This window comes from Chryseosolibacter indicum (genome assembly GCF_018598585.1).
GTDB classification, from domain to species: Bacteria; Bacteroidota; Bacteroidia; order Cytophagales; family Cyclobacteriaceae; genus Chryseosolibacter; species Chryseosolibacter indicus.
Map to the genome: position 1 here is coordinate 18316 of NZ_JAHESD010000029.1, position 26112 is coordinate 44427.

The 26112-nt window shown below is 39.1% G+C and carries 26 protein-coding genes; 13 read left to right on the forward strand and 13 right to left on the reverse strand.

What is annotated here, in order from left to right; all coding sequences use genetic code 11:
- The first annotated feature begins 153 nt into the window (after positions 1-153).
- Both KK060_RS13500 and KK060_RS13505 read left to right on the forward strand, forming a co-directional pair.
- Positions 154-726 carry a hypothetical protein gene (locus tag KK060_RS13500; protein WP_254154272.1) on the forward strand — a complete coding sequence of 191 codons (573 nt, stop codon included), beginning with the start codon at positions 154-156 and terminating at the stop codon, positions 724-726.
- Positions 727-957: 231 nt separating this feature from the next.
- Complete coding sequence (locus KK060_RS13505) at positions 958-2124, forward strand: glycoside hydrolase family 172 protein (RefSeq protein WP_254154273.1); 1167 nt, start codon at positions 958-960, stop codon at positions 2122-2124.
- A gap of 83 nt (positions 2125-2207) precedes the next feature.
- Here KK060_RS13505 and KK060_RS13510 read toward each other — a convergent pair whose 3' ends face one another.
- From KK060_RS13510 to KK060_RS13520, 3 genes are all read right to left on the reverse strand, one after another.
- Positions 2208-3068 carry a phosphate/phosphite/phosphonate ABC transporter substrate-binding protein gene (locus tag KK060_RS13510; protein ID WP_254154274.1) on the reverse strand — a complete coding sequence of 287 codons (861 nt, stop codon included), beginning with the start codon at positions 3066-3068 and terminating at the stop codon, positions 2208-2210.
- A gap of 166 nt (positions 3069-3234) precedes the next feature.
- Complete coding sequence (locus tag KK060_RS13515; RefSeq protein ID WP_254154275.1) at positions 3235-3612, reverse strand: response regulator; 378 nt, start codon at positions 3610-3612, stop codon at positions 3235-3237.
- 445 nt (positions 3613-4057) lie between these two features.
- Positions 4058-4888, reverse strand: a complete 831-nt coding sequence (locus KK060_RS13520; RefSeq protein ID WP_254154276.1) for a helix-turn-helix transcriptional regulator — start codon at positions 4886-4888, stop codon at positions 4058-4060.
- Between the two features lie 133 nt (positions 4889-5021).
- Between KK060_RS13520 and KK060_RS13525 the strand changes: the two genes are divergently transcribed.
- Positions 5022-5552 (forward strand): DinB family protein, encoded by a 531-nt coding sequence (locus KK060_RS13525; RefSeq protein WP_254154277.1) that lies wholly within the window; start codon positions 5022-5024, stop codon positions 5550-5552.
- A gap of 24 nt (positions 5553-5576) precedes the next feature.
- On the forward strand, positions 5577-6323 hold the full coding sequence (locus KK060_RS13530; RefSeq protein WP_254154278.1) for an SDR family oxidoreductase: 747 nt from the start codon (positions 5577-5579) through the stop codon (positions 6321-6323).
- A gap of 13 nt (positions 6324-6336) precedes the next feature.
- Here the strand turns inward: KK060_RS13530 and KK060_RS13535 are convergent, their stop codons facing one another.
- The 3 genes from KK060_RS13535 to KK060_RS13545 all read right to left on the reverse strand — a co-directional run bounded on the left by KK060_RS13535 (position 6337) and on the right by KK060_RS13545 (position 8491).
- Positions 6337-6921 (reverse strand): PhnA domain-containing protein, encoded by a 585-nt coding sequence (locus tag KK060_RS13535; protein WP_254154279.1) that lies wholly within the window; start codon positions 6919-6921, stop codon positions 6337-6339.
- A gap of 209 nt (positions 6922-7130) precedes the next feature.
- On the reverse strand, positions 7131-7598 hold the full coding sequence (locus tag KK060_RS13540; RefSeq protein WP_254154280.1) for a carboxymuconolactone decarboxylase family protein: 468 nt from the start codon (positions 7596-7598) through the stop codon (positions 7131-7133).
- 59 nt (positions 7599-7657) lie between these two features.
- Positions 7658-8491 (reverse strand): sigma-70 family RNA polymerase sigma factor, encoded by an 834-nt coding sequence (locus KK060_RS13545; protein ID WP_254154281.1) that lies wholly within the window; start codon positions 8489-8491, stop codon positions 7658-7660.
- A 142-nt stretch (positions 8492-8633) separates the two neighbouring features.
- On the opposite strand from KK060_RS13545, the gene KK060_RS13550 reads away from it, so the two are divergent.
- The 6 genes from KK060_RS13550 to KK060_RS13575 all read left to right on the forward strand — a co-directional run bounded on the left by KK060_RS13550 (position 8634) and on the right by KK060_RS13575 (position 16588).
- Complete coding sequence (locus KK060_RS13550; protein ID WP_254154282.1) at positions 8634-9098, forward strand: hypothetical protein; 465 nt, start codon at positions 8634-8636, stop codon at positions 9096-9098.
- Between the two features lie 118 nt (positions 9099-9216).
- Positions 9217-10317: a hypothetical protein gene (locus KK060_RS13555; RefSeq protein WP_254154283.1), complete on the forward strand. Its 1101-nt coding sequence runs from the start codon at positions 9217-9219 to the stop codon at positions 10315-10317.
- Positions 10318-10503: 186 nt separating this feature from the next.
- Entirely contained in the window at positions 10504-11127 is a 624-nt protein-coding gene (locus KK060_RS13560; protein WP_254154284.1) for a GyrI-like domain-containing protein, read from the forward strand.
- 872 nt (positions 11128-11999) lie between these two features.
- Positions 12000-14198 (forward strand): beta-1,3-glucanase family protein, encoded by a 2199-nt coding sequence (locus tag KK060_RS13565; protein ID WP_254154285.1) that lies wholly within the window; start codon positions 12000-12002, stop codon positions 14196-14198.
- Between the two features lie 224 nt (positions 14199-14422).
- A complete protein-coding gene (locus KK060_RS13570) occupies positions 14423-15676 on the forward strand; it encodes a serine hydrolase domain-containing protein (RefSeq protein ID WP_254154286.1) in 1254 nt (417 codons plus the stop codon).
- A 534-nt stretch (positions 15677-16210) separates the two neighbouring features.
- Positions 16211-16588: a DUF3127 domain-containing protein gene (locus KK060_RS13575; RefSeq protein ID WP_254154287.1), complete on the forward strand. Its 378-nt coding sequence runs from the start codon at positions 16211-16213 to the stop codon at positions 16586-16588.
- Between the two features lie 72 nt (positions 16589-16660).
- On the opposite strand, the gene KK060_RS13580 is transcribed toward KK060_RS13575, so the two are convergent.
- The 5 genes from KK060_RS13580 to KK060_RS13600 form a co-directional block, all read right to left on the reverse strand.
- Entirely contained in the window at positions 16661-17239 is a 579-nt protein-coding gene (locus KK060_RS13580; protein ID WP_254154288.1) for a hypothetical protein, read from the reverse strand.
- Between the two features lie 44 nt (positions 17240-17283).
- Complete coding sequence (locus KK060_RS13585; RefSeq protein WP_254154289.1) at positions 17284-17763, reverse strand: NYN domain-containing protein; 480 nt, start codon at positions 17761-17763, stop codon at positions 17284-17286.
- Positions 17764-17914: 151 nt separating this feature from the next.
- Complete coding sequence (gene floA / locus KK060_RS13590; RefSeq protein ID WP_302180076.1) at positions 17915-18907, reverse strand: flotillin-like protein FloA; 993 nt, start codon at positions 18905-18907, stop codon at positions 17915-17917.
- Positions 18908-18917: 10 nt separating this feature from the next.
- Positions 18918-19382 (reverse strand): NfeD family protein, encoded by a 465-nt coding sequence (locus KK060_RS13595; RefSeq protein ID WP_254154290.1) that lies wholly within the window; start codon positions 19380-19382, stop codon positions 18918-18920.
- Between the two features lie 160 nt (positions 19383-19542).
- Positions 19543-19965: a winged helix-turn-helix transcriptional regulator gene (locus KK060_RS13600; RefSeq protein ID WP_254154291.1), complete on the reverse strand. Its 423-nt coding sequence runs from the start codon at positions 19963-19965 to the stop codon at positions 19543-19545.
- Positions 19966-20169: 204 nt separating this feature from the next.
- Here KK060_RS13600 and KK060_RS13605 point away from each other — a divergent pair, with 204 nt between their 5' ends.
- The gene (locus KK060_RS13605; protein WP_254154292.1) at positions 20170-21108 is read left to right on the forward strand and encodes a quinone oxidoreductase family protein; all 939 of its coding nucleotides are present in this window, start codon (positions 20170-20172) and stop codon (positions 21106-21108) included.
- 75 nt (positions 21109-21183) lie between these two features.
- Here KK060_RS13605 and proS read toward each other — a convergent pair whose 3' ends face one another.
- A complete protein-coding gene (proS, locus tag KK060_RS13610; RefSeq protein ID WP_254154293.1) occupies positions 21184-22662 on the reverse strand; it encodes a proline--tRNA ligase in 1479 nt (492 codons plus the stop codon).
- A gap of 276 nt (positions 22663-22938) precedes the next feature.
- Here proS and KK060_RS13615 point away from each other — a divergent pair, with 276 nt between their 5' ends.
- Together KK060_RS13615 and KK060_RS13620 are read left to right on the forward strand one after the other, a co-directional pair.
- Positions 22939-24027: a hypothetical protein gene (locus tag KK060_RS13615; protein ID WP_254154294.1), complete on the forward strand. Its 1089-nt coding sequence runs from the start codon at positions 22939-22941 to the stop codon at positions 24025-24027.
- Positions 24028-24065: 38 nt separating this feature from the next.
- Positions 24066-25580, forward strand: coding sequence for an OmpP1/FadL family transporter (locus KK060_RS13620; protein ID WP_254154295.1), 1515 nt, complete (start codon positions 24066-24068; stop codon positions 25578-25580).
- 4 nt (positions 25581-25584) lie between these two features.
- Here the strand turns inward: KK060_RS13620 and KK060_RS13625 are convergent, their stop codons facing one another.
- Positions 25585-26088: a shikimate kinase gene (locus tag KK060_RS13625; RefSeq protein WP_254154296.1), complete on the reverse strand. Its 504-nt coding sequence runs from the start codon at positions 26086-26088 to the stop codon at positions 25585-25587.
- Positions 26089-26112: the final 24 nt, after the last annotated feature.

The following is a 26112-nucleotide window of genomic DNA, read 5'->3' on the forward strand; positions in this document are numbered from 1 at the left end:
AAGAGTCTTATCAATCCTGATACTTCAACTCGGCGCACTATCTAAATTCCGCATGTACGCGAATTCGCAGAAGTAATTATCTGATTGAGCAATTATCTGATTTAATAATTGGTTTGGTGTTTGCATTTAGCAGCATTATAAAATCAAAAAAATATGTTAAAAAACACTCTACCAGTACTATTTCTATTGATCACGACCATTTCTTTCGCTCAAGACCTTAAACAAAAAGAAGTGGGAATCCTCATGAAGAGCCTAGACAACTTTGGATTGACATACAGAACAGGATCAAAGACTGCTTTGTGGCGGTTCTCAGGGCTATCATTGTATGGCAGTAAAAACAACCAAGATTATAACAAATCTACCAGTTACAACATCTCCCTCAAGGCAGGCCGAGAATTTAGAAATGATATCACCAATAAATTAGAACTTAGAACAGGTTTAGATGTGTCGCTAGGTTACCTCTATTCAAAAAATCCACTCAACTACAATACTAAAGAGAACATCTTTATGCCTGGTATAGATGGTATTGTTGGGTTAAATTTTTTAATAACGGAAGATTTTATAGTTGGCGCAGAAATCACACCAGGTTTCTATTATAGAACAGGTAAAAGAACAGCTTATAATAGTAATATCGGCGTAGACGTAGAAACTGACATTTCAGAATTCAATTTTTCAATTACTAACAGTGCCACATTAAGTTTGATCTATAGATTTAATAAGGACTAACATAATATCATAAATTTATTAAGAGGAGTTTATTTACTCCTCTTAACCATATTCTTACAACTCCCTTAGTTTATCTCTTAGCATTCTCCTCTTCTTTTGTTGCTAATTACCACTTGTTAATTCGTCTTAACCACCAGTTTAATTTTTATTTGTTTGCTAGCAATTACTAAATGAATTTCACCTCCTCAAAGGAACACAAGCAACATTTTACAATTAAACGCCTATAAGAATATGAAGAACATTTTTTTAGCTCTCCTGTGCATTGTCGCTTTTGCTGGACATGCACAGGATAAATTCAATGGTTTGGATATGAACATGAGCAACCTATCCAGATTATCTGACGCTAAGTCTCGCTCAATATCTCCTGAGAATTTTACAGGTGCTAAAGGCAAAGGTGGTATGGCTGATCCTAAAACTGATACAGCCAGAAGAAATGCTGCAAACGCATGGTGGGCCGCGCAGGACTTAGGTAAGGGATGGAAAGTAAATCCATATATAGAGATCAAAGGAGGTGAGTCTTTCACAATCGCTGAGATGGAAGGGCCGGGAGCAATCCAACATATCTGGATGACACCTACAGGCAACTGGCGCTTTTCAATTATCAGGTTCTATTGGGATGACGAAAAGACACCATCAGTAGAAGTACCCATTGGTGATTTCTTTGGGATGGCCTTTAACGAATTTGCGCCTTTAAATTCGCTAGCTGTTACGGTAAACCCCGGTAGTGCATTTAATTGCTACTGGAAAATGCCCTTCCGAAGAAAATGTAAGATCACTGTAGAAAACCTGGCTAAGGATCCTATACGTCTCTACTATCAGGTTGATTACACGCTCACCACTATAGGAAATGATGAGGCATACTTTCACGCACAATTCAGAAGATCAAATCCGACTCAAGGTTCAATTCACACATTGGTAGACGGCATTAAAGGTAAAGGACATTATGTAGGAACTTTCATTGCCTGGAATGTAAACAACAATGCTTGGTGGGGTGAAGGAGAGGTGAAATTCTACATGGATGGTGATAGTGATTTCCCTACTATCAATGGAACCGGTGCTGAAGATTATTTCTGTGGTTCTTATAATTTCGAGAACCAGAAAACCAAACAATATCAGGAATACTCTACTGCTTATGCAGGTTTACATCAGGTAATCAGACCTAATGGGCTATACCTTTCACAGCAAGCTTTCGGAATGTATCGCTGGCATATTTTAGACCCAATACGTTTTGAGAAAGATCTAAGAGTTACAGTTCAGGACCTTGGTTGGAGACACGATTGGCGTTACTATCCTCAGAAGTCAGATATTGCCTCTGTCGTATATTGGTATCAGACAGAGCCGCACGCACCCTTTCCAAAGTTACCTTCTAAAGACGACCTCGAATGGGTGAAATGGTAGATTGAAAATATTTCATCAGAGATGATAGGATAGTTAATCTATTCTATCATCTTTTTATTTGTACTCTTGCAACTATTCCTTAATTATTTATTGGCTTTGACAACTTGTCTTAACGTGTTGTAATCCGCATCTGATGCTTTCACAAAACCTTCTGCTCCATAAAGTTGCAAAAGAGCCTGTTTCCCTTTTTCATCTTTAGCTAATTTTATCAGCGCCATGCATATTTTATTTGCATGAGCCGCATCAAAGTCTTTTGAAAAAACTAAAGGGTCATTGGGTATCGGATCTGTTTTGGCAATGATAACGACTTTCTTTTCTACATCCGGATATTTTTCTTTAAGCCTGCTTCTGGCATCACGCAATGATCCATTTCCAGCTTCAGAATAAAACGCCGCCCCAGCATCTACTTTCTTTTCGTAAACCTGTTTTATCACCTCATCATGCTTTTGTAAATATACCTCATTAGATGGCGTTACTTTATTTTTCTTGAGCATCATCTTAGGATAAAGATATCCGGAAGTAGAAAGCTCATCAGTATAAGCCATTGTTTTCCCTTGTAAATCTCTAAGGGTTTTAATCCCTGACGATTCATGTGCGACAATCATACCCTGGTAAACAGAATGTCCAAAACGCACAATTCTTAATTTCACTGACGCCTTGTATTTACCATTCGCTACAACATAGCTCTGGCTGCTCATGAAAGCGAAGCACCTCTTGTCCGAGCCGAAATTCTCAATCAAGACCTCATATGTTTTAGGAATCTTCAAATCTATAGGCAGACCGGTTTCTTTTTCTAGAAATTGTTCTATTACGCTGCCACTTTCTTTTAAGGCCTCATCAGATATTGAGGGCGTCAAATACAGGTTTATTGGGTTTGATACCTGCGCGATCGCAAAAATGTAAAAGACAATAAAAAGACCAGAGAGTAGAATTTTTTTATTCATAGAATACTAAACTTAGGTCAAGTTTAAGTTTTATCCTTTAATCCCAAAGTGCATAATTTACTGATACCATACAGAAATAGACTTTTAAGTTATATATGCTTAAATCATATTAATCAAGCCTTTTACCCTTCTTATAAGATTAAGAAAGGTACACGCTTAATACTGATCATGATTTAATGGTTGCGTCAATTATTGCGCAGATGTCGCGAAAACTGGCCGGCTTTGTTAGAACATCTTTAGCTCCAAGTTCAAGACAAAGACTCTTATCTTCTCTGCTTATGTAGGTTGAAAATACAATAATCGGTATTGTCTTCAATACTGCATCGTTTCTGGCTATTCTAAGAAATGCCTTACCGTCCTGCTTGGGAATATTTAGATCAAGGAAAATATAATCCGGGCATAAAAGGGTAGGACTTTTAAATAATTCCAAAGCTTCTTCAACCGACTCTGCCGAGTAATACACAGCAAGCGGATTCGAGTGGCTTAATGCATCTTTAAATATTTCCTGGTCCTCAGCATCATCGTCTACATGTAAGATTACCATAGGTAATACAGCTCGATTTTGTTTTAAACCGCAATAATTGACAGTAAAGATGTCTGGAAAAATGACTTTTGTCAGGTTTGGTACTAAATCCAGGAAGGTTCTTAAAAAACTTATAAAGGATACTGCTTCGTGGGTACAGTATCTCCGACAGACGTAGAAAGAGCGCCACTACCGGCGCTCTTTTGTTGAATAGATTAATTCACCAACAAATTATTTTGAACTCGAGCAATTCCGACCAGCTCAAAAAAGAGTAGCCAGCAGATAGTATTTAACAATGACCCTGCCATTTTTTAGACACAGCAAGAACCGGCTGTATTACAAGACGTTAACTGGTTCAACCCAATTTACGCCATATGTGCTTGTGTTGACAAAAGCGGCACTTTGATGAATATTTCGGTGAATAATTAAGAGTTAGAGAACCTAAAGGCGCCAGAATAAGCCTCTTTTAGACTTTCGAATACTCACTTACCCTGAAAAAAGCTTCATCGATAACATTTAGTTGAGAAATGTAATCAAACGGAGAGGCAGCACTTAGTCTTTTGAAGTCATTAATCAAATGAGCGGAATCATAAAAACCGAGCTCGAAAGCAATTTCAGTAATTGACCTTCCCTTCTTTAACAGATGCAGAAGATTTTTTGATCTGATTATACGCAAATATTCTTTAGGAGACATCCCTACGTTCTCACTAAAAATTCTACGAAAATTCCTTTCGCTCATACATGTTAGGGACGATAATTCATTAACGCGCGTATTGCCTTTGCACTTGTGGATTTTAAATAAGGCTGCGCTCATCTGATCAACATACTTTAATTGACCTATATTCACGCCACTGGCCGACAGAAATGATTCTATTCTATCACGGATAAGGGAAAGATCTGCAACCGAGTACAACTCTTCATATAAGGCATTAACACCTGATCCCATAATATTGTCAGCACTGATAAGTTTCTCGCCAAAAAATTTCATGTTGTCATTGTATACAGAAACATTGGAGGCAGGGTTAAATACAACCCCTGTCATACAAATCTTCCCGGTATATTGTAATGAAAATTGGTTTTTAAAACCACCGACTAACATCGCTCTTGGTCTTCGTACATAACGATTATAACTATCCAAATGAAATACATCATCTCCATAATTAAATATTAGTTCAAATGTTCCATCTGGTACCAGGATATGCGGCTCTGAAACTCTTTCATGGCTTTCTATTTCAAGTGTATAAATGTATTTTATCTGTTGTGTTAATAACTTTGGTGCTATCTTCTTCAATTCCATACTTAAAACTTTTATTGCGCCCCTATCAGTTTGGTCTGCATTAAAATATTTGGCCGTTTTTTACAATGCATCCAAATTTAAATGTCTGTTATTTCACATATTACAATAAGGATATTGAATTCCTGTTCTAGCCATGGAAAATCCATCGAATACTATTTATAAAGTTATTCAGTTTCTCTCTAAAACTCCAACTATACTAAGGATGCTGCTTTCAGGCTTAGAGGAGCAAAGCATTAAGACCAATGAAGGACCAAATACATGGAGCCCTTTTGATGTAGTAGGTCACCTTGCTTATTTGGAGAAGACAGACTGGCCAATTAGGATTGAGATAATTTTATCAGATAAAACAGATAAAACCTTTGCTCCCATAAATAGAATAGCACATTTTGAATTAAATGTAGAGAAGCATATTGAACAGTTATTAAATGAATTTGAAACACTGCGAAAAGAGAACATTCAAAATCTTAAATCAAAAGACCTAACGGAGGCTGTGTTATCAAAAGAGGGCATCCATCCTTCTTTTGGAAAAGTAACGCTAAATCAGTTACTCCATACATGGGTAGTTCATGATTTAACGCATCTTAACCAGATAATACGTGTTCTTGCAAAACAACGCAAACGAGATGTTGGGCCATGGATTGAATATCTTAGTGTACTAAAATAGAAGTACTATTACACAGTAAATAGAATGAAGAAAGTCATTTTAATTACCGGAGCAAGTCGTGGAATAGGCGCAGAAGCTGCTCTTTTAGCTTCAAGGAAAGGATATCATGTTTGCCTTAATTATTGTAGCAATAAGGAGGCTGCTGATAGCGTAATTAAGACAATTGAAGATGAAGGAGGAAGTGGTATAGCAATACAAGCAGACATTTCAAAAGAAGACGAGGTAGATTTGCTCTTTAGTACGATGGATCGAAAGTTTGGAAGATTAGACGCACTTGTCAATAATGCAGGAATACTTGAATCTCAAATGGAGTTAACAGAAATGTCTGCAGCGCGGATAAAGAAGATATTTGAAACAAATGTTTTTGGCTCATTCTACTGTACGCAAAGAGCTATCACCAGAATGGCATTAAAGCATGGTGGTACCGGAGGCTCAATAGTCAATGTTTCTTCTGTAGCCAGTCGTACGGGATCACCTTTTGAATATATTGATTACGCATCTTCCAAAGGCGCCATCGACACCTTCACTATTGGACTTTCCAAAGAAATTGCTTCCCAAGGAATAAGAGTAAATGCCGTAAGGCCTGGTTTCATTTATACAGATATTCACGCCTGCGGAGGCGATGCCGATCGCGTTGATAAACTTCGTGATCATATTCCTATGAAACGAGGAGGATACCCTGAAGAGGTCGCCGCAGCCATTCTCTGGCTCTTAAGCGAAGAAGCATCATACGTTTCGGGAAGCTTTATAGAAATAGCAGGAGGCCGTTGAAGTTTCGGTTTATTTATGTCGATCTTTTAACAAACTGAGTCAGAATTACAATTTGCTGACCATTAACACGTCCTTCTATTTGAGATGCGTTGTTCTCAACGAGCACTATTCCCTTTACCGTTGTACCACGCTTAGCGGTAAAACCACCACCCTTTACATCAAGGTCTTTGATAAGTACTACGGTATCTCCATTTTGAAGAAGGTTACCATTACTATCTTTATGGACAACTTTGCTCTCAGTTCCTTCAGTATCAAATACATCCTGTCTTGCCCATTCCTGCATCTCTTCATCCAGATACATCATCTCTAACAGGTCTTGCGCCCATCCTTCACCCTGCTGTTGCAGCCTGTTTAGAAGTCGCCATGATACAACCTGTATAGCAGGAATTTCACTCCACATGCTATTATTTAAACAACGCCAGTGGTCACTATCTAACGTATTATTGCGCAACTGTTCAAAGCACTTATTACATACAAGAATACTTGCGTCAGTTCCTGACGGTGCTGATTCTACTTCATATACCATCAATTCACCACTGCCACTACAAAGCTCACAAACTGACCCACTTCTCTGATGTAATTCGTTTTCCGTGCTCATGCATTATTTTTACTGCACGAAGTTAGTATATTTTAATAGATAGTAATGGCAGTTGTAAGGACACAAAAACAGAAATAGGACATTGTCCCTATTATTTATATCCCATGTAGTACACTACACCCAACCTTTAAAGATTAATAAAAGCTTGTCAACGCACTCAATTAGAAATGCGTTGAAGACCTTATTCAATTTAATGCTATATGAATACCTTACAAAGCATTAACTTTCTTCTTTACTTCATATTTTCCCGGAACTGTACCAAATGATCTTACCAATCTATTCCACGAGTTTATCTGAATGATAGCCAATGTCAGCAATGCTATTTCACGTTTAGAAAAGTATTTTGACAATTCATTATGTATATCATCGCTGTGTTCTTCAGCAGGCAGCCGGGTAAGTCTTTCAGCAAATGCCAGTACCGCTTGTTCCTTTGGAGTATAGTACGGTGTTTCACGCCAGGCAGAAACGGAAATTAATCTAAGTGCTGTTTCACCATGTGCCAACCCTTCTTTAAAGTGCATATCAAGGCAATAAGCACAACTGTTAATTTGAGACACACGCATTCTAATAAGCTCAAGAAGTGAAAAATCAAGACCAGCGTTATCAATGTACTCCTGCCCTGCCAAAAGACCGTTCAAAAACCCTTGTGGTAATTCTTTATATGAAATTCTTTCCATAATATTTATTGATTTTTGCGCTAAAGACGAATGACCTGGAAAGAACGTGACAAAAATTGCTAATCTTTTTTCAAATTGATCATCTTATCTGGATTGCGTATATAAAAGATGTTTTCAAACTGTTGCTCGTAAAGCGAGAATATTTGTATTGCAACCAAGTCCCCTTCGTGGTAGTAAAAAAGAGCAGGTTGGTTGTTTAGCCAACGTAATTCGGTAAAAGCCTTATTAAAGGCTTTTTTATATAATCCAACAAGCAAACTCCTCACCGCCTTTACACCTCGTATCGGATTTATAAATGCAGTTGCTTTTCCTCCCCCATCCGATACTACCGTAATCTCTGTTGCAAGCAGTTGTTCAAGTTCTTTCATATCACCATTCTGCAATGCTGACATATATCGTTGAATGGATGTGAGTTGTTGCTTGGCGTTTCTTGGAACGGAAGAGGTTTTAAGTTCACTTCGTGCACGACTCAAAATCTTTCGTGAGTTCTCAACGCTGATGCCGAGTACTTCTGCGATTTCTTCGTGGTCGTAGTCGAAAGCTTCTTTCAGGATAAATACAGCGCGCTGCTTGGTATCAAGCTTCTCAAGTAAAACCATGAGTGAATACGAAAGCACTTCTTTTCTGAAAACACTTGTCTCCGGGTCATCTGTAGCAACTGGCTCCGGAAGCCATTGCCCAGGGTAGTGACTACGCTCGCGTTGTTGTTTCCGTTTTTGGTCAATGGCTTTATTTATCACCATGCGAATAAGATACAACCTTTCATCGCGCACCTCTTCATGATTCATCTGCATCATTTTGAGCAGTGCATCCTGTACAACATCTTTAGATTCTTCGTAAGAACCAAGAATATTGTAAGCGTACAAAATAAGAGAGGAACGTAGATCTTCCATATAAGATATTAAGCTTACTACGGCAGCAAAGATATTCTACAGCCCCAGATAATAACAGAGCATTACAATTTTATTATACATGCGCTGTTAAGATTGTTAACTGCTGTGCAATATATTGCGATTGCTTTATTTATAAACGGTTATGAAAAAGTTGTTAACTGCCAAAACAAGAAGAGAATTCTTTATCTCTAATATTATAGGGCTAATTGTAGTAATAGCGCTGATAATATGGTTTACTATTCTTTCCATTAACAATACTGGCATTCAACTCGCGTCACCATTTCTATGGTCCGCGTTTCTGTTGATGTTGTTTATTCCCTTTGCTTTGATAACCATATTCTCAGCAATGAAGTCGGTAATTGTTACTGAAAAAGGTATTATTATCTCTTACGTATTTAAGAAGCATAAAAACGAATTTAGTTTTTCTGAAGTAAAAGAATTCATCGCTGATAAAAAGAATAGAAAAGAAGGAGTTGAATCATCTTCACCTCGTGATTCTTTCAGGTTACACCTAGCAGACGGTAGAACTTTTGAATTTACGCGAAGCCAACTCGACAATTATAATAAGCTCAAATCAACCATCTATAAAGCCGTATCAAGAAAGTGAGCCATATACCCGGCAGCATAGATAACCACAGCATCCTTCAAATATTTAAAAAAATTATATTCTAAATAGGGGTAAACGCAAAGTGGCTTGTCATAAGCAAAAACAAATACAAATGATTATGACTACCGCTTTTAAAACTAAGCTACTCTATAGAATATACATTGTAATTATTCTATGCATCTGTTCAATTTATTCCTTTTCACAGGAGAAAGAACGTGGTGTTAATATTGGACTTTTCTATCCTGTGAGTGTTCAGGGTATGAGCTCAACGCAATATACCAACGTATTCTCTATACACGCTTTTGCTGGATTATCCAAAGCCGAAAAAGGTTTTACAGCATCGGGCTTTGCAAATATTATAAGAGAAGATGCCTCTGGCTTTCAAACCGCAGGCTTCTTAAATAAAATTGGAGGCAACGCTACCGGTTTTCAGTCCGCTGGATTTCTAAATATTATTGGCGGCAGCGCCGAAGGCTTTAAAGCTGCAGGCTTCCTTAATCTTTATCACAACGCTGATGGGTTTCAGGCCGCAGGTTTTAGCAACATCTCCGATGGAAACATAAGAGGTGCACAAATGTCTGGGTTCTTAAATCTCGCTAAACGAATGACTGGTTTCCAGGGCGCGGGATTTATGAATAAGGCGCACGATGTTAAAGGAACGCAACTTGCTGGTTTTATTAATATCGCTAAAAATGTAAGAGGATCACAAATTGCATTTATAAACATTGCTGATAGCAGTGAACATCCCATAGGTATTATTAACATTGTTAAGAATGGAGAAAAATACATTGGGGTAACTACTGATGAGATCTCTAATACTACATTGGCTTTCCGCTCCGGAAGCAAGACATTATATGGAATCATTGGTGTTGGTTATAATTTTGAATACGATGAAGACGCACTCGTATTGCAATATGGTATTGGTGCTAATCTGCTCAATTATCAGAATTTTCAACTTAAGACAGAAGCTACCACTACCATTCTTGAGAATTTTAAAAGAGGAGATTTCATGAAGGTTTCTTTAAACGTTATGCCCTCTATAAAACTTGGCAATAGGGTACAAATATTTGCAGGACCTTCATTAAACTACGCAAACACAAATACCAATGAAGGTCGCAAACTTATTGATCACTACTTCTGGCATGATGCAAACAATAGCAAGAATCGCGATCATAAAATGTACATTGGGTATTCAGGAGGCGTTCATTTCGCGTTATAGAAGTTAACTTCTACCTTGCTTTATCCGACTACCAAAAGGAACTTACATGCAGTACGTTCCTCTTTGACTTTAAATTTAACTAGTCACAATGATCTATTTTTCAACTCAGTATGTAATAGTCTTAGTACTGCTGACATACGGTTGACATCTTTGTTTCTGAACTTCGATTATTCTTAAACATATGGTATGGATAAACTCGATTTAACCAAGAAGTTCAAAAGCTATTATCACGCAAAAACAAAACCGGAAATTGTTGAAATCGAACCAGCACAATTCCTTTCCATCAAAGGAAAGGGAGATCCTTCTGAAGCAGAATTCATCTCAAAAATACAAGCACTTTACGCCACTGCTTATACAATAAAGTTTATATATAAATCAAAAGGAAAAGATTTCGTCGTGCCTAAGTTGGAAGGTCTCTGGCGGTTTGATGAATCATTATCCAACAACACTACTATATCCGAAACTCCCAAAGCAATACCAAGAAGCGAATGGCAATACCAACTGTTAATCAGAATGCCTGATTATGTGAACAATCGAACCATTATAAATGCCGCACTACAGGTAGTTGAAAAGAAGAAAATAGAAGAAGCCGAAAATGTGCATCTCCTTAATTTACACGAAGGAAAATGTATTCAAATACTGCATGTCGGACCTTTCCATAGAGAGCCGGAAACACTTCAGCTTATCCAGGATTTCTCTAACAAACACCAGCTCTTAAAAAATGGATTGCATCATGAAATCTATTTAAGCGATTTCAGAAAAACACCACCTGATAAACTTAAAACCATATTAAGAGAACCCGTAAGATGACATCTACTTGATTGCAGCTTTAACCTACAAATACGAATTGATAAAGGTAGACACTGCGGGAGGGAAGATCAGAACGCCAAGAACGGCAATTAAAGTGTATTAGGCCTACACTCTGAGTTATTCATCAAATCTCTGTTTTTTCTAAGACATCCCTCTTCAGCCAAACATTATTGTTTTAAACAGGAAGGCTTTGTGTTGCACAAAGCCTTTATTTTATTGTCCTCCTACCCAAGATTCTCTGAATCTATCGCGTCACGAGAAATTAGCTGCGAGATAGTCTGAGCGACAGAAAATAATGATACTCCTTCTGCTGTCTATACGTTTAAACATTATTTATTTTATAGAATTGCCGCTAAAACCAACCTCTTGAACATCTCAGATCGCACTGATGTATTTTTGATGAACTCTCTGATGTAGTATTGATGTAGTCCATAAAACCTCCTTTTATTGACATTTCAATCGTTTGATAAGATCTTTCCTGTGTTTAAACCACCCTGGCAAACTAAATATTTTACCATTATTTATGAATCCAATATTTACCATTTCTCTGGGGTACTTACCAAGCTTTCCTACGCTAAATTTTTGTTATCACGCCATCAAAATTCTCTCTGGGAACACCGCATAGGGCAAGGATATACTGACGACGAAGCTACGACGGAGGAAGGACAAAGCTAGAGTCAGGCTGCCCACCAGGATCGGAAAAATTGCCAGTTACACTGTTCAGACTCAGTCAATCTTTACTGGCTAAGCAGCTATATAATAATCATTGAACTATAGTCTCTGAGCAATCAGCTACTCGAAATAGAGAGGATGTATCGGCTCAGAACAGGTTTCGCATAGCACTAGAAACACTTAAACCAACTTCAATAAATATGAAAACTAAATTTACGTACTATCGGGCTTTTTTAAGGAGCCAGAAAATTACAATGGTTCTCGCGTTGGCTCTTACAACTATCGTTGCATGGAGCCAACCTGTTGTACCATTCACACTTTATAATAATTCAGCTTATACCGATGCAAACATATATGTAGCTGTTGTAGGTAAACAAAACGGTAACCATGTGTGGATTGATACGCGCACCGGTGCCGTTAAACCTATGCAAAGTTCTGATAACACAGTACAGGGCCCGATCTACAATGGTGATGGTGGCCCTGGATTAAACGGAAGGTACGCAAATTGCTTCGCGCGATTAAGTGAAATACCTAACAAAGTAATTAACTTCCCTGGCATTACGGGTTGCAGAGTTCTGATCTCCTTTAATTCACAACTCTATCTCTATTTCTTTAGTACAACACAAGGTTATGCCGCACCTAACCTTGCTAACCCTAACGATCCCAATCAAGGTATACGGTTTGAAGTCATTGAGCTATCCAACGCTGATAACGGACTGTGGGCAAACACAACGCGTGTAGATTCTTACCAATATCCAATGGGGTTGGAAGTATGGGGCAACGGCGGATTCTATAAAAAAGTAGGTGAATTTAAAACACATGCTCAAATACTCTCCCAATGGCAATCATCTGCACCGGCAGCATTTGCAGGATGTTATGATGCTGCTAAAGGAATCATTCACTTCCCTTCCAAAACTCCGGCCTTCCAGCCTGGTGGTGCACAAGGCAACTACTTCACATCGTATATCGATCAAATATGGTCGAAGTACTCTACCGGAGACCTCATCTTTAACTCTGGCGATGCCGGCACATGGAGAGGACGTGTATCAGGTTCAGTTTTTGCGTTTACAAGAACGTCTGATGGACAGGTAGCAAGAATAAACCGTAAGCCTACTTCAGTTGAAGCGATGGAAGGAAGTGGTGCACTCGCAGAAGGTGGTGAATGGGACAAAGTTGTTCAATCACAAATTTGTGCTGCCATCAACCGCCATGCTATTGATCTTAACCTACCGGTCGGCGCCACTCAGGATTTTGCTACAGCCTCAAAATACTACGTTAACAATCCTTACAATTGGTACTGTAAATTCTGGCATCAGCCCGATGTTAGCCTCGATGGCTTAACTTATGCTTTTGCTTATGACGATGTGTTCGATAAATCATCTACCATCAATGCTTCATCTCCTCTCAGGGCTACAATTACCATTGGCGGATTTGTTGGTCTTAGCAGTAATCCAACCGGTGTAACCACTACTTATAAAGACTGTAATTACACCGGTTCAGCAGTAGCACTCCCGGTAGGCGATTATAACCTCGCTGCATTAAACTCAAGGGGAATTTTAAATAACGACATCTCTTCTCTTCGTGTAACACCAGGTTACAAAGTAACGCTTTACGATAACGACAACTTTACTGGTACCTCGCTGGTGATTACAAGTGACAATTCTTGTTTAGTTGGCCCAGGTTGGAATGATAGAGCTACCTCAATAAGAGTAGCACAAAACACATCTTCATTTTCTACAAGAATGGAAGCAGAGAATTGGATATCCATGTCTGGTGTTCAAACTGAAACAACGCAAGATCCATCAGGAGGTAATCTTAATGTAGGATGGATTGAAGCTGGCGATTGGATGGCCTATGATGTAAACATTCCGACTGCAGGTACATACACCGTAACTTACAGGGTGGCTAGTCCAAACGCAAACACAAACTTACGACTCGAAAAAGATGCTGGTGCAACACAACTCGGTTCTGTCACAATTCCTAACACAGGATCATGGCAAACATGGGCTAATGTTTCTCATAATGTAACATTACCGGCAGGCGCTTATTCAATTGGTATTGCTACATCAAGTGGTGGCTTTAACATTAATTATTTTACGATCTCTAATGGTGCAAATATCGCTGCTCTTTCTGCACGTGGCGCAGCTGTAGAGGTTAATCCTGAAACACAGGAGCGTTTATTTGCATTGTCACCAAATCCGGTTAAAGACCAACTCTTTATCAAGGACTATGAGCAAATAAAACAAATAAGAATCTTCGACATACAAGGCAAAGAGGTAATTGTGATAGAAAGACCAGGAAGTACAATCTCAGTTCAATCACTAAAGCCAGGTATACACATCGTCCAAATTGAAAGATTGAATAAATCCATCAGTAAAGAAAAAATTGTAAAGGAATAGTCAATAACCTTTTCAAATTATAAAGAGGGCAGCGAAGCAATTCGTTGCCTCTTATTTTTTAATGAAGTTATGGGAATGATTCTACTGTAGGTTAGGAAGAGCCAATAGTTAACCGATCATCACTTAAATAAATCTTCCCTGATAATATCGCTATTTAGTCCTGGCAATTCATTTGAACTTATCTGCTTTCCTTTTATTTTCAACACATCAACCCAAATGTTCAAATGAAAAACATATATGTAATTCTGGCTTTACTATGTCTTGTGGCATGTAATTCTGCTGAGAAAAAGAACAATACCGAAGACGACTCCCTGTTAGTTACGCAAAAGGTTAAGGACCGTATAGACTCGACATTGAAGAGTCATGTAGATTCAGGATATGTTGCGGGAATTTCAGCATTAATATTTGAAAAAGATAAAGAGGTATATTTTAATGCCTTTGGTTTTGCTGATCGCGAGGCTAAGAAAGCAATGGACCGAAATACAATTGTAAGGATCTATTCTATGACAAAGCCTGTAACGGGTACTGCACTGATGCAGTTATACGAACAAGGTGCGTTTCAACTAGATGATCCTTTATCTAAATACCTTCCCGAATTTACCGACATGAAGGTATGTACTGGGGTAGACAAGGCAGGAAAACTAAAATTAGAACCTGCGAAGCGTGGCATTACCATCAGAGACATCACGAGACATACAGCAGGGTTTGCCAGCCAGCAAGATTCCTTGTTGGGTAAGATGGTTCAGGAAGCTGATGTAATGAACAAAGAGAATACACTAGATGCGATGACAAAAAAATTAGCCAAGCTTCCCTTGGCCTTTCACCCTGGAGAACAATGGGCTTATGGTATTTCTGTTGATGTTCAGGCACGTCTTGTAGAAAAACTATCAGGGAAACCGTTTGATCAGTATGTCAGAGAGAACATACTTGATCCTTTGAAAATGACCCGAACACGTTATGTGCCTACTAATAAAGACAAAGAAGCACTTGCGGCCATGTATCGACTGGTTGCTAAAGATACGCTTCAAAGAATTCCAGATGAAGAAGCAAATGCCTTTAATGGTAAGGAATGGCCTTTAAAGCCAGGTGGCTACGGCTTAACTTCAAGTGTTGACGATTACATGCGGTTTGCCCAAATGCTCGTACATGAAGGTAGTTTTGATGGAACAACCATTCTAAAACCAGAAACAGTTAAACTGATGGCCACAAACCATCTTGCAGATAGCATTACAAAAAGGATGTGGCTTCCATCCAAGGGCCAGGTAGGCTTTGGTATCGACTTTGCCGTTCGCCTTCGTGAACCTGCTTCAGAAAAAGAAAACAAAGGCGCTATAGGAGAATTTTTTTGGGATGGCGCTGCCAGCACATTATTTTGGGTGGATCCTGTAAACGAGCTTACTGCCGTGCTATTTGTACAGGTATTACCTTTCGATAATACATTGCATAAGAAGTTTAGAGATGCAGTGTACGCCAAGTAGGCGTTTCTAAGGCTTCCTATTGCCCTGTAAAGAACATTATTGCTGAGGCTCCGGGTGTTATATCTACCCGGAGCTTTTTTCTTAATTTCAATAAGCGGACACACCAAAAAATATTGGTTTTACCAAAAGGTCTTTTTTGATACACAAACCCTGATCAAAAATTAAAATCCTCTATTCTCCCCTATGCATTCCGGTCTGCTACCCAACTACCATCCATCTGACATCAGTATTGGTTCTGTGATAATTCACTGTAAATTCACTGTTCCTTCATTAAAAAGGCCTTTTTATCAAAGTTGATACAAGGATCGCAGAAGAACGACAGAAGGATGAAGGTAGGCAGATGAAAGGGAGAAGGAAGGCGGAAGGTAGCGACAACGATAGGCGGCATTTCGAAATGGTACCCCGGTATTGTAGGGGAAATTCCGTTTTCAAACTGGATGTTGCAAACACGAAATAATCTCATTTGATGCGTTTTTAAATCACCTTGATAGATTGTTAAACAAAAATCAAACGCTTTTCTAAATTTGCAGGCTAATGGAACAGAAACGTAAAGAAATGCAAATAACCGCAAAACTTGTCCAGCTACTTCCACTCCAAACCGGTAATGGCAAAAACGGCGAATGGAAAAAGCAGGATATTATTGTAGAAACAGGGGATAAATTCCCTAAGAAGATATGTGTTTCAGTGTGGGGAGATAAGATTGATGCAAAAAAACTGAAACCAGGCAACATGTTGAAGATTGATTTTGATGTTGAAAGCCGTGAGTATAATTCACGCTGGTATACTGATGTAAAAGCATGGAAAATAGAAGTAGAGGGTGCAAGAGAAGATCAGGCTCCGGATTACTCTGCGGACTATGTGCCACCATCTGAAGACTTAAGTAGCCAATCGGAAGATGATCTTCCATTCTAAAAAATAATGATATTTACAGGATTATTATTTAAAGAATTAAATAATAATCCTGGTTTCATTACAACGCTTCTGCTATTCTGCGAGGGCTTTAAGAACATTAAAGAGAATTTCGGAATTCCACTCAACAAAACTAAATCTTCGATACTCGTTGCTGTTACTTTTATTAAACACAACAAAGTATTGATGATACTCTTGCAGGCCTACTTGCTGCCACGGAAGTAGTTGCAGCGTGTTTTGCCATTCCAGGCCTTCATTCTTTATTACGAGGTCATTTATTTGCATCCCTCCCTTATTGCTAACTTCACTCAATCTGGCGTGAATAATATCTGAGAGAAAATATTTACCAATCCATTTACTGATATCGGTATATGTTGTTCCAACCTTTTTGTAATTAGAATATCCCACAAAGGAAATAGGCAGCACCTTATCATCTTCATACTTAATTTCTATCCTGTAATTGTAGCCAAGGTTGAACCTGTATAACGCAATCCAGTCACCAAGATATTTTACATCTTTAAAAGAAGACTTACCTATTTTAACTGAAGAGTTGTTGCTGTTTTTATACTCAATAAACTCAGGCGTAATAACAAGCTCCTTCTCAGCAATAAAAAGACCTGGTTTAAGTTTGTAGGTATGAATGGTAGTTTCCATTTGAAGTTGAATGCTCCCTATAATACAATATTTTAAGACTTCTATTATGATCTTAATATTTCCGGATGTTCATCTATAAGGATGTGTTCAGAGGCAAGTTCTGACAATATTGGGCTTACGCCAAAATTAAAGGTAAGTAAGACTATTGAGAGTTGATCATTGTCTTTGCGCGACACATCAATAGCAGGCACAAAATCAACATCCCCTGAAGAGAGAACAATGTCATACTGCTTCATGGCATAATAAACAAGATGTGCACCAATAGCAACATCCACCTGCTTTTGGGCCCCGCCTTCCATTTGATAAAGGTTAACCATAAAACCAGCCTTTTTCACGGTGTAATAAAACTGGTTCAGTCCGAAATCAACACCATAATTATCCACACTGTTAAAAATTATCGGGAGACATGTCATACCGTATCTTTTCTCAAGGAACTTCTTTGTTTCTATATAATCTATTTTTCCACGACCCTTGCTTGCCTTCGTCACATAGCCCATGTCTATCAGCCACACTAAATTTCGCATCCTGGTTTTCTTATTCACTTTCGCACCTGCTTATTCTAATTACGTGCCTTAGAGCTCCTCCATAGATCTGCTCGAGGGTTTAAAAAAATAATGGCTTTACATACAGTTCCAAATCTGTACATAAAGCCATTAAAGTTAGTTGCGAATTATACTATCCTTCCTTTTTAGGCATGTTTGGCTGGCCCGAGCCGGCAATAGCCTGTCTCATACCTGTATCAGCCTGTACGTTCTGCATTTTGTAATAATCCATAACGCCAAGGTTACCAGATCGGAAAGCATCTGAAAGAGCCTTCGGTACCTCCGCTTCTGCTTCAATAACTTTTGCCCGAGCTTCCTGTGCTTTTGCTTTCATCTCCTGTTCTAACGCTACCGCCATTGCTCTTCTTTCTTCTGCTCTTGCTTCAGCAACTTTTAAATCGGCACTTGCCTGATCTATTTGAAGCTTCGCGCCAATGTTTGCTCCTACATCTACGTCAGCAATATCAATTGAAAGAATTTCAAACGCTGTTCCTGCATCTAGTCCCCGTGATAATACAAGCTTTGATATTTTATCAGGGCTTTCCAACACCTCTTTGTGAGATTTGGCAGAACCAATAGAGGACACGATACCTTCCCCTACGCGCGCTAAGATTGTATCTTCGCCGGCACCACCTACCAGCTGAGCAATACTTGCTCTTACAGTTACGCGTGCTACTGCAATGAGCTGAATACCATCAGCTGCAACGGCTGCAACTTTGGGTGTTGTAATAACTTTAGGATTAACAGAAATCTGTACGGCCTGAAATACATCGCGACCAGCAAGATCAATAGCAGTAGCCTGCTTAAAACTTAAATTGATGTTTGCTTTATCTGCGGAAATAAGCGCGCGAATTACATTTGGAACATTACCACCGGCAAGGTAGTGTGTTTCTAACTCGTTGGATGATATCTGAAGACCTGCTTTAGTTGCTGTGATCAGAGAATCTACTACAACCCGGGGCGGTACTTTTCTGATTCGCATAAATACCAGGTCGAAAAGACCAACCCGTACCCCGGAAAAGATGGCTGTAATCCACAAATTTACCGGGACGAAGTATAGGAAAATAAAAAACAGGACAATACCTGCGAGTACTAAGAATAGTAAAGTTGCTCCTTCAATAGGCATAGTGTAAGGTTTAAATAAGAGGTTCTACAATAATTTGATTAGGATATATTTCTTTGATCCGAATAATGACACCGCTTTCAATATATTCTCCTGAAGTTTTCACTTCATATTGCTTTGTGTCAAATTCAGCTTTTCCAATAGGCCTCAGGGTAGAAAGCGCTTTACCAATATCGCCGACTTTCAACGCCTCGTTAAATCCTTCATTTACCTTGCTGTCAATAACTGTTTTTAATGACAGCTTAGACCACACCCCTGTTTTAAAACTATATATTAAGGTTGCCAGCGTTGCTGTCGCTGAAACAAGTAAAACCGTAAAACCAGTCTCTCTGCCGAAAGACTTATATGAGATAACAATAGCGAATACAGCGAAAAGTGCACCCAGAACGCCCACGATAGTTGAACCCGGAATGAATATCAATTCAATAACAACCAGGGCCAGACCTATTAGTAATAATGAGATGATAAGTGTCCACATAAGCATAGGAGGATTACAAAGATAGCGAATTCTTGTACAGTGCCCAATATTATGTTTTAGGGTTCCTGCTGGCTATTTTTCTGTTAATCAAACGTCTATTAAACAAAATGGTTATTAGCAGGCTAAACGAGTATGATTATATGCATAATTCTGCTTGACATCACAGTGCAGGTAAATCCTTTCTAAGTTGAAGTACGTACTCAGAGGAGGAAGTGTTCAATGGATCCTTTCCTGTTACTTTTTTTCTATGAGAAAGCCCCCAGTCAAGCATTTCAAAAATTACCTTTTCTAATGTATTACCATACTCAGTGAGTCGGTATTCTACCATTGCAGGTTTTGTATCCAGGATGGTTCTTGCTACAAGATCGTTGCTCTCCAGCTCACGCAGTTCTTTCGCAAGCACTTTTGCAGAAATACCAGGTACCTCACGTAGAAGATCATTGAAACACAACTTCTTTTGTAATCGGAGAATACAAATAAGCGGTACTTTCCATTTTCCTGATAAAATTTCCAGGGTGTCTTGAATGGCCAAAAGGTTATAACTGCATTCATTGATAGCCGCCGACCCTAATTTCTTTTCCATGTAAAATAACCTTAACAGACAAATATAAATCCAATTCAAAGGTAGTATTAAAGTGGTAACCAGTTTCCTCGAGGTAAGTAATAGCGTATGATTGCAATGTTGTAAATAGTTTTGTTTCATAATGGATGATAATGAGAGCGCTTAACATTTGGTAGTGCATTCATTTCACCCAGTTTTAAAAGAAACAATTAATATTTAAGATTGATGAAAGCAATTAAGGTAGCTTCCTTTGGAAGTGCTGAAGAACTTGTAATAGCAGAGATGCCACAATTAGAAGCTGGCAATGGCCAGGTGGTTATTGACGTAGAAGTAGCAGGAGTAGGATTTGTTGATGTATTGGCGAGAAAAGGATTTCTAGCCTTTCCGAATCCGGGTTTCATCCCTGGTGTTGAAGTCGCGGGAACCGTGATAAAAATCGGAGAAAATGTAGAGCCTGTTTGGCTGAACCAAAGGGTGTTTGCACTTACTCATGTTGGAGGTTATGCCGAAGAGGTAGTAGCAAATGTTACCTCTTTGTCTGTTATTCCTGCTGGGCTTACCTTTTCAGATGCTGTAGCACTTGGGGTTAATTCAATGGTAGCTGAGTTTTCCCTTCAACGGGCAGGTAGCGTTTCAGGAAAGGAAGTATTGGTTAGAGGTGCAGGAGGAGGAATTGGATCTTTAAGCGCTCAACTTGCAATACAAAAAGGTGCTCGGGTATCTGCCATTTCATCCTCTGCTGACAAGCAGAAGCAATTAAAGAACTTAGCGATTACAAATTTATTTACAGATGTAAATGAGCTGTCAGAAAACTTTGATGTTGTAATTGATCCTGTTGCCGGCCCGGACGCAGAACTATTTATTAAAAAGCTGAAGCCTAACGGCAAGTATATTCTCAATGGTGCTGTTGCAGGACTGCCAAGTGATTCCTTTGCATCAAATCTGTTTATAAACTTCCAAAACTCACTGACAATTTCATGTGTGAGTTTATCGTCAATACCACATAATGAACTTGCAAAGACAATGGAGTATCTATTTAATCTAGCAACAACAGGTAAAATAAAGCCAATTGTAGCAAAAACGTTTCTATTACCGGATGCCGCTGAAGCACATCGATATGTCGAATCAGGAAAAGCTTTCGGAAAGATTCTATTAAAATGTTAAATGCGGTGAGAAGGGATGAAGAATAAATAGCCCTCTCTAAAAGGGCTATTTATTATTTTATATCCTTCACAAGAATTAATAAGCTCTCGCAAAAAGCACTCTTCGTTTTGAAAGTTTACCAGTATAGATGCATTTACCTTCTTCTTCTTTAGCATCTAAAGGTATACAACGAATTGTAGCTTTAGTTTCCTCTTTGATAGCAGCTTCAGTTTCCATTGTTCCATCCCAATGCGCTGAAATGAATCCCCCCTTCTCGTCAAGCAATTTTTTCATCTCATCATATGAGTTTACCTCGGTAGTCATGTTGTTTCTGTATGAAAGAGCTTTCTGGTAAATGTTGTTCTGAATGTCGTCTAAAAGTGCCGGGATGGCAGTATTGATCTCATCCATTTTCATCACCTTCTTTTCTTTCGTATCTCTTCGCGCAACCTCAACTGTTCCGTTCTCAAGATCGCGTGGGCCAATGGCAAGGCGCACAGGTACACCTTTCAACTCCCATTCCGCAAATTTAAAACCTGGTTTATGTGTATCACGGCTATCGTACTTCACGGCATATCCTTGCTTTCTTAATGCGGAAGAAATCTCAGTGACTTTATCTGTGATCTTCTTGAATTCTTCTTCTGTTTTAAAAATTGGTACAATAACAACGTGAATTGGCGCCAGCTTAGGTGGTAAAACAAGTCCATCATCGTCAGAATGTGCCATAATCAAAGCGCCCATAAGCCGCGTGCTAACTCCCCACGACGTGCCCCAAACATGCTCGAGCTTTCCTTCCTTGGAAGTAAATTGAACATTGAAAGCCTTTGCGAAATTCTGCCCTAAAAAGTGAGAAGTCCCCGCCTGCAGGGCTTTACCATCCTGCATCATCGCTTCAATACAATACGTATCAATAGCTCCAGGAAATCTCTCTCCCTCAGATTTTCTTCCTTTTACTACTGGCAACGCCATAAAGTTTTCGGCAAAGTCGGCATACACGTCAAGCATCTGCACTGTTTCACGTACTGCGTCATCAGCAGTAGCATGTGCTGTATGGCCTTCCTGCCAAAGGAACTCTGCTGTTCGTAAAAACAATCTTGTGCGCATCTCCCACCTTACTACGTTCGCCCATTGGTTAACGAGAATTGGCAGATCGCGGTAAGATTGAATCCACTTTTTGTATGTGTTCCAGATAATAGCTTCGCTGGTAGGACGTACCACCAGTTCTTCTTCAAGCCTTGCCTCCGGATCGACAATTAATTTGCCTTTATTGTTAGGATCAGTTTTTAGACGATAGTGGGTAACAATTGCGCACTCCTTGGCGAAACCCTCAGCATTTTTTTCCTCTGCCTCGAACAAACTTTTCGGTACGAATAACGGGAAGTAGGCATTGGAGTGACCGGTATCTTTAAACATCTTATCAAGCGCCTGTTGCATTTTTTCCCAGATGCTGTAGCCATATGGCTTAATCACCATACATCCCCTTACATCTGAATGCTCTGCGAGGTCAGCTTTCTTTACTAATTCATTGTACCACAACGAATAGTCTTCACTTCGGCTTGGAATCTCTTTGCCCATACTGGTATAATTATTGCGTACTTATGTTTGTTTCGGTGGCAAATATAGGAGGGAAAGTGCAAGGCAAAAAGGCTAAGCAAAAGTAGAAAGCAGGAAGTTGACCTTCCGGCTTTAATCCTGAAGAAAGGTGTTGGCAGAAGTTTTTGATCTATTTCTAACAGTATTCTAATAACTGTTACCTTAAGGTGAAGAATTACCAGAAAGCCGATTAATTTTTCTGGATTTAGAGAATACTTTTCGGATATTTAACGTTTATAGAATAGCAATCAAGGTTTTATGAAATTCAATATATTAATACTTTCCATTTTATCGTCATTCATATTTGGCGCTAGTGCAATAGCACAAGACGTTGAATATGACGATATGTATTTTAACTCCAAGGACCGTGCAAAACTAAACTCGTTGACTGCCTCTAACGAGGAGCCGAAGAGAAAAGTGAGCAAGGACTACGAGGAGGAAGAAGAGGAATCCAATCCTACAGATAGTTATTCAGCAAGAAATGTAAATCCTGAATATACTTCACGTTCACAGTCAGAAACTGCGAAGGAAGATGACGAGGATTACTTTGTAAACAACTATCAGTACAACACCAAAAACCAGTTGAACAATTGGCAGAACAGTTATAATAACTGGTATAACAGCCCTTGGTACAACACTGCCTATTGGTCTCCTGCAATGAGTACTTTTAATAGCCCTTACTACGGTTACGGTTACTATGATTCCTGGGGAAGCCCTTGGGGAAGTGGATTTTATAGTCCTTATCATGGCCGTTCAGGGTGGTCTACGTCTATCGGTTTTTACTCTGGTGGGATGATGGGTTGGGGCATGAACTACGGTTGGGGAAATTACTGGGCTGACCCATGGAACATGTGGGGACCAGCTTATGGATCGTACTGGCGCTCTCCTTATTATGGGTACTGGAATCGTCCTACTGTTATCGTTGTAAATAACGGAGAAGGTGGCGGAAGAAGAACAGTATACGGCAAAGCTCCTTCAAGAGGCACAGGAGTTATTAACGACCACTCTTCCAATTCCCGAAGCCGCAACAATGCGAATATTAGTGATAGCAGAAGTAACTCTTCTGGTAGGGTAAAAAGCCAGGAGGCATATTACAACCGCAGTTGGCGAAATTCTACCGCTCCCGCTTCATCATCTAATGAAAGCCCTTGGATGGATTCAAGAACCAATACTCAAAACAATCGTTCGAGGTCTTGGGGTAATAGCGATAGTAATAATTCATGGGGAGGAAGAAGTAATAATTCAACATACTCTTCACCATCTAATAGTAACTATGGCGGCGCTACTCGTTCTCATGGTTCTACTTCCGGTTCGGGAAGTAACGGAAGAACGCGTGGCCGGGATTAGATCTTCAATTTTTCGTTAAGCAGTATTTTTAATTAAGTATGAGCAAATTAAGTCTCAGGTATTTCCTGATTGTCACCGTATTGCTTTCTGGTTTTAATGTATATAGTCAGTCTTATGCTGAAAGAGGGTTCTTATTCTCTCAGGTTGCGCCTCCAGGAAGTGCTAGAATTCAAGCGTTAGGAGGAAGTCAAATTGCTTTGGGAGGCGATTATAGCTCCGCGCTCTCTAACCCTGCTGGTCTTGGAATGTATAATAGGAATGAATTTACCTTCAGCACAGCGTTAAGTTCTCACAGTGCTAATACCAATTACCTTGGCAATAAGAATTCTGAATCAAAATCAGTATTCAATATTCCAGGTATAAGTTATGTCGGAAAACTTGGTAACGAAAAGGATGGATTTCTGGGAGGTGCTGTTGGTGTAAGCTTTTCAAGAAGGAACGATTACAATCGTTCGATACGTATTGGTGGTTTCAATGCAAACAACTCAATCATTGATTATTTTATTGATCAGGCAAATGGACGTAATACCGACCAATTTGATGAAGGAGCTCTAAATTATAATACACCTACCGGCTTGGCCTATTTTAATTACCTGATCGGCTCGAAATCTATACTTAATCCCCCAGGCCCGGCAAATGAGTACTTTACAGATGCGGGATATCCGGAGCAGCTGGAAGAAACCGAAGTAAAAGGTGCTTCAAATCAATGGAGTATCTCCTACGGTGCCAACTTTCATGATAAGTTTTTTATCGGAGGTGGTGTAGGAATAACTACAATCCGCTACCAATCAGAAAGAAATTTCCAGGAATCTTTTAACTCTGACACGCTTGAGTATCTTAATCTAGTTGAGAATCTAGACATCAAAGGCACTGGTATTAATGCTACTTTAGGTGCAATTGCAAGACCTGTTGATTTTCTTCAAATCGGAGTATCATATACTACACCAACAGTTTACAGCATGTCACAAAACTATGATGCTTCAATGAGCTCAATCTGGAATAATTTCGACTACTATGGAGATGGAAGTGAAATTTTAGGAGATAATTCAAATGATCCAATCTTCACAGATATAGTTACTTCAGAATACAGGTTAACAGTTCCTTCGAGATTAAGCGCAGGTATAGCACTAATCTCGAAATATGGTTTTATAACTGGAGATGTTGAAATGACAAATCCTGGTAATACAAAATACAGAGCTGACACCCGTGGTATTTCTTATGCTTCAGAAAACGACGATATCAAAGCTGTTTATACGTCTTCCTTAAATTACAGGTTTGGCGCTGAATATCGATTTTCTATTTTTAGATTAAGAGCAGGATACGGAGTACAAGGCAACACCTACAAAGATTATATTGACAGCTCAAACAATATTAGAACAATAAGTGGCGGATTTGGAATAAGAAAGAAAGAGTTTTACATAGACTTTGCCCTCGTTAACAGACAAGGTGACACGCTTTATCAACCTTATACATTTTCTGACGGATCAGGGCCTATATCAGACCAAACGATAAAGACAACGACGGGCATGTTAACGTTTGGATTTATCTTCTAGTATCCTATTTTATTATTGTATTTTTAATTTTCGCAAGCAGTACATTCAAATCCGGGTTCTGAATCCGGATTTTTGCTTTATTGTAAATTGGAAGACGTGCTTGGTATAGTTGACTTAGTTTCTTTTCAGCTTCTTCAAGATTAGCATCTAAAAGCGGACGCCCCGTTTTATACTTTACTCTTTGCAGTAACACAGAAATTGGCACATCAAGGAAGATAGATGTTCCTGCGTTGTTTATGATGTCTATCCCATCGTGGAAACAGGGTGCTCCTCCCCCGGTAGCAATTACACGAGCCCCATTCTTCGACGCAACCCCCCTTAACACCTCTGATTCTACCTGTCTAAAGTAATCTTCTCCCCTCAAGCGAAATATATCCGGAATTGTTTGTCCTTCCGTTTTACATATTTCTTCATCGAGATCTACAAATTCTAATTGTAGTGCCTCTGATAGTTTTCTTCCAGATGTAGTTTTACCAGAGCCGGGCATCCCAATAAGGAAGATTTTCATAACAGTATCGAAAATGTTAACGCT

Coding starts and splice junctions, on each gene's coding strand:
- KK060_RS13510 (WP_254154274.1), bottom strand. CDS start 3,068: ATGAATAAAAAAATTCTACTCTCTGGTCTTTTTATTGTCTTTTACATT.
- KK060_RS13545 (WP_254154281.1), bottom strand. CDS start 8,491: ATGGAAGATCTACGTTCCTCTCTTATTTTGTACGCTTACAATATTCTT.
- KK060_RS13530 (WP_254154278.1), top strand. CDS start 5,577: ATGAAGAAAGTCATTTTAATTACCGGAGCAAGTCGTGGAATAGGCGCA.
- KK060_RS13620 (WP_254154295.1), top strand. CDS start 24,066: ATGAGCAAATTAAGTCTCAGGTATTTCCTGATTGTCACCGTATTGCTT.
- KK060_RS13515 (WP_254154275.1), bottom strand. CDS start 3,612: ATGGTAATCTTACATGTAGACGATGATGCTGAGGACCAGGAAATATTT.
- floA (WP_302180076.1), bottom strand. CDS start 18,907: ATGCCTATTGAAGGAGCAACTTTACTATTCTTAGTACTCGCAGGTATT.
- KK060_RS13500 (WP_254154272.1), top strand. CDS start 154: ATGTTAAAAAACACTCTACCAGTACTATTTCTATTGATCACGACCATT.
- KK060_RS13575 (WP_254154287.1), top strand. CDS start 16,211: ATGGAACAGAAACGTAAAGAAATGCAAATAACCGCAAAACTTGTCCAG.
- KK060_RS13525 (WP_254154277.1), top strand. CDS start 5,022: ATGGAAAATCCATCGAATACTATTTATAAAGTTATTCAGTTTCTCTCT.
- KK060_RS13550 (WP_254154282.1), top strand. CDS start 8,634: ATGAAAAAGTTGTTAACTGCCAAAACAAGAAGAGAATTCTTTATCTCT.
- KK060_RS13560 (WP_254154284.1), top strand. CDS start 10,504: ATGGATAAACTCGATTTAACCAAGAAGTTCAAAAGCTATTATCACGCA.
- KK060_RS13580 (WP_254154288.1), bottom strand. CDS start 17,239: ATGGAAACTACCATTCATACCTACAAACTTAAACCAGGTCTTTTTATT.
- KK060_RS13555 (WP_254154283.1), top strand. CDS start 9,217: ATGACTACCGCTTTTAAAACTAAGCTACTCTATAGAATATACATTGTA.
- KK060_RS13625 (WP_254154296.1), bottom strand. CDS start 26,088: ATGAAAATCTTCCTTATTGGGATGCCCGGCTCTGGTAAAACTACATCT.
- KK060_RS13570 (WP_254154286.1), top strand. CDS start 14,423: ATGAAAAACATATATGTAATTCTGGCTTTACTATGTCTTGTGGCATGT.
- KK060_RS13520 (WP_254154276.1), bottom strand. CDS start 4,888: ATGGAATTGAAGAAGATAGCACCAAAGTTATTAACACAACAGATAAAA.
- KK060_RS13535 (WP_254154279.1), bottom strand. CDS start 6,921: ATGAGCACGGAAAACGAATTACATCAGAGAAGTGGGTCAGTTTGTGAG.
- KK060_RS13565 (WP_254154285.1), top strand. CDS start 12,000: ATGAAAACTAAATTTACGTACTATCGGGCTTTTTTAAGGAGCCAGAAA.
- KK060_RS13605 (WP_254154292.1), top strand. CDS start 20,170: ATGAAAGCAATTAAGGTAGCTTCCTTTGGAAGTGCTGAAGAACTTGTA.
- KK060_RS13585 (WP_254154289.1), bottom strand. CDS start 17,763: ATGCGAAATTTAGTGTGGCTGATAGACATGGGCTATGTGACGAAGGCA.
- KK060_RS13595 (WP_254154290.1), bottom strand. CDS start 19,382: ATGTGGACACTTATCATCTCATTATTACTAATAGGTCTGGCCCTGGTT.
- KK060_RS13540 (WP_254154280.1), bottom strand. CDS start 7,598: ATGGAAAGAATTTCATATAAAGAATTACCACAAGGGTTTTTGAACGGT.
- proS (WP_254154293.1), bottom strand. CDS start 22,662: ATGGGCAAAGAGATTCCAAGCCGAAGTGAAGACTATTCGTTGTGGTAC.
- KK060_RS13600 (WP_254154291.1), bottom strand. CDS start 19,965: ATGGAAAAGAAATTAGGGTCGGCGGCTATCAATGAATGCAGTTATAAC.
- KK060_RS13615 (WP_254154294.1), top strand. CDS start 22,939: ATGAAATTCAATATATTAATACTTTCCATTTTATCGTCATTCATATTT.
- KK060_RS13505 (WP_254154273.1), top strand. CDS start 958: ATGAAGAACATTTTTTTAGCTCTCCTGTGCATTGTCGCTTTTGCTGGA.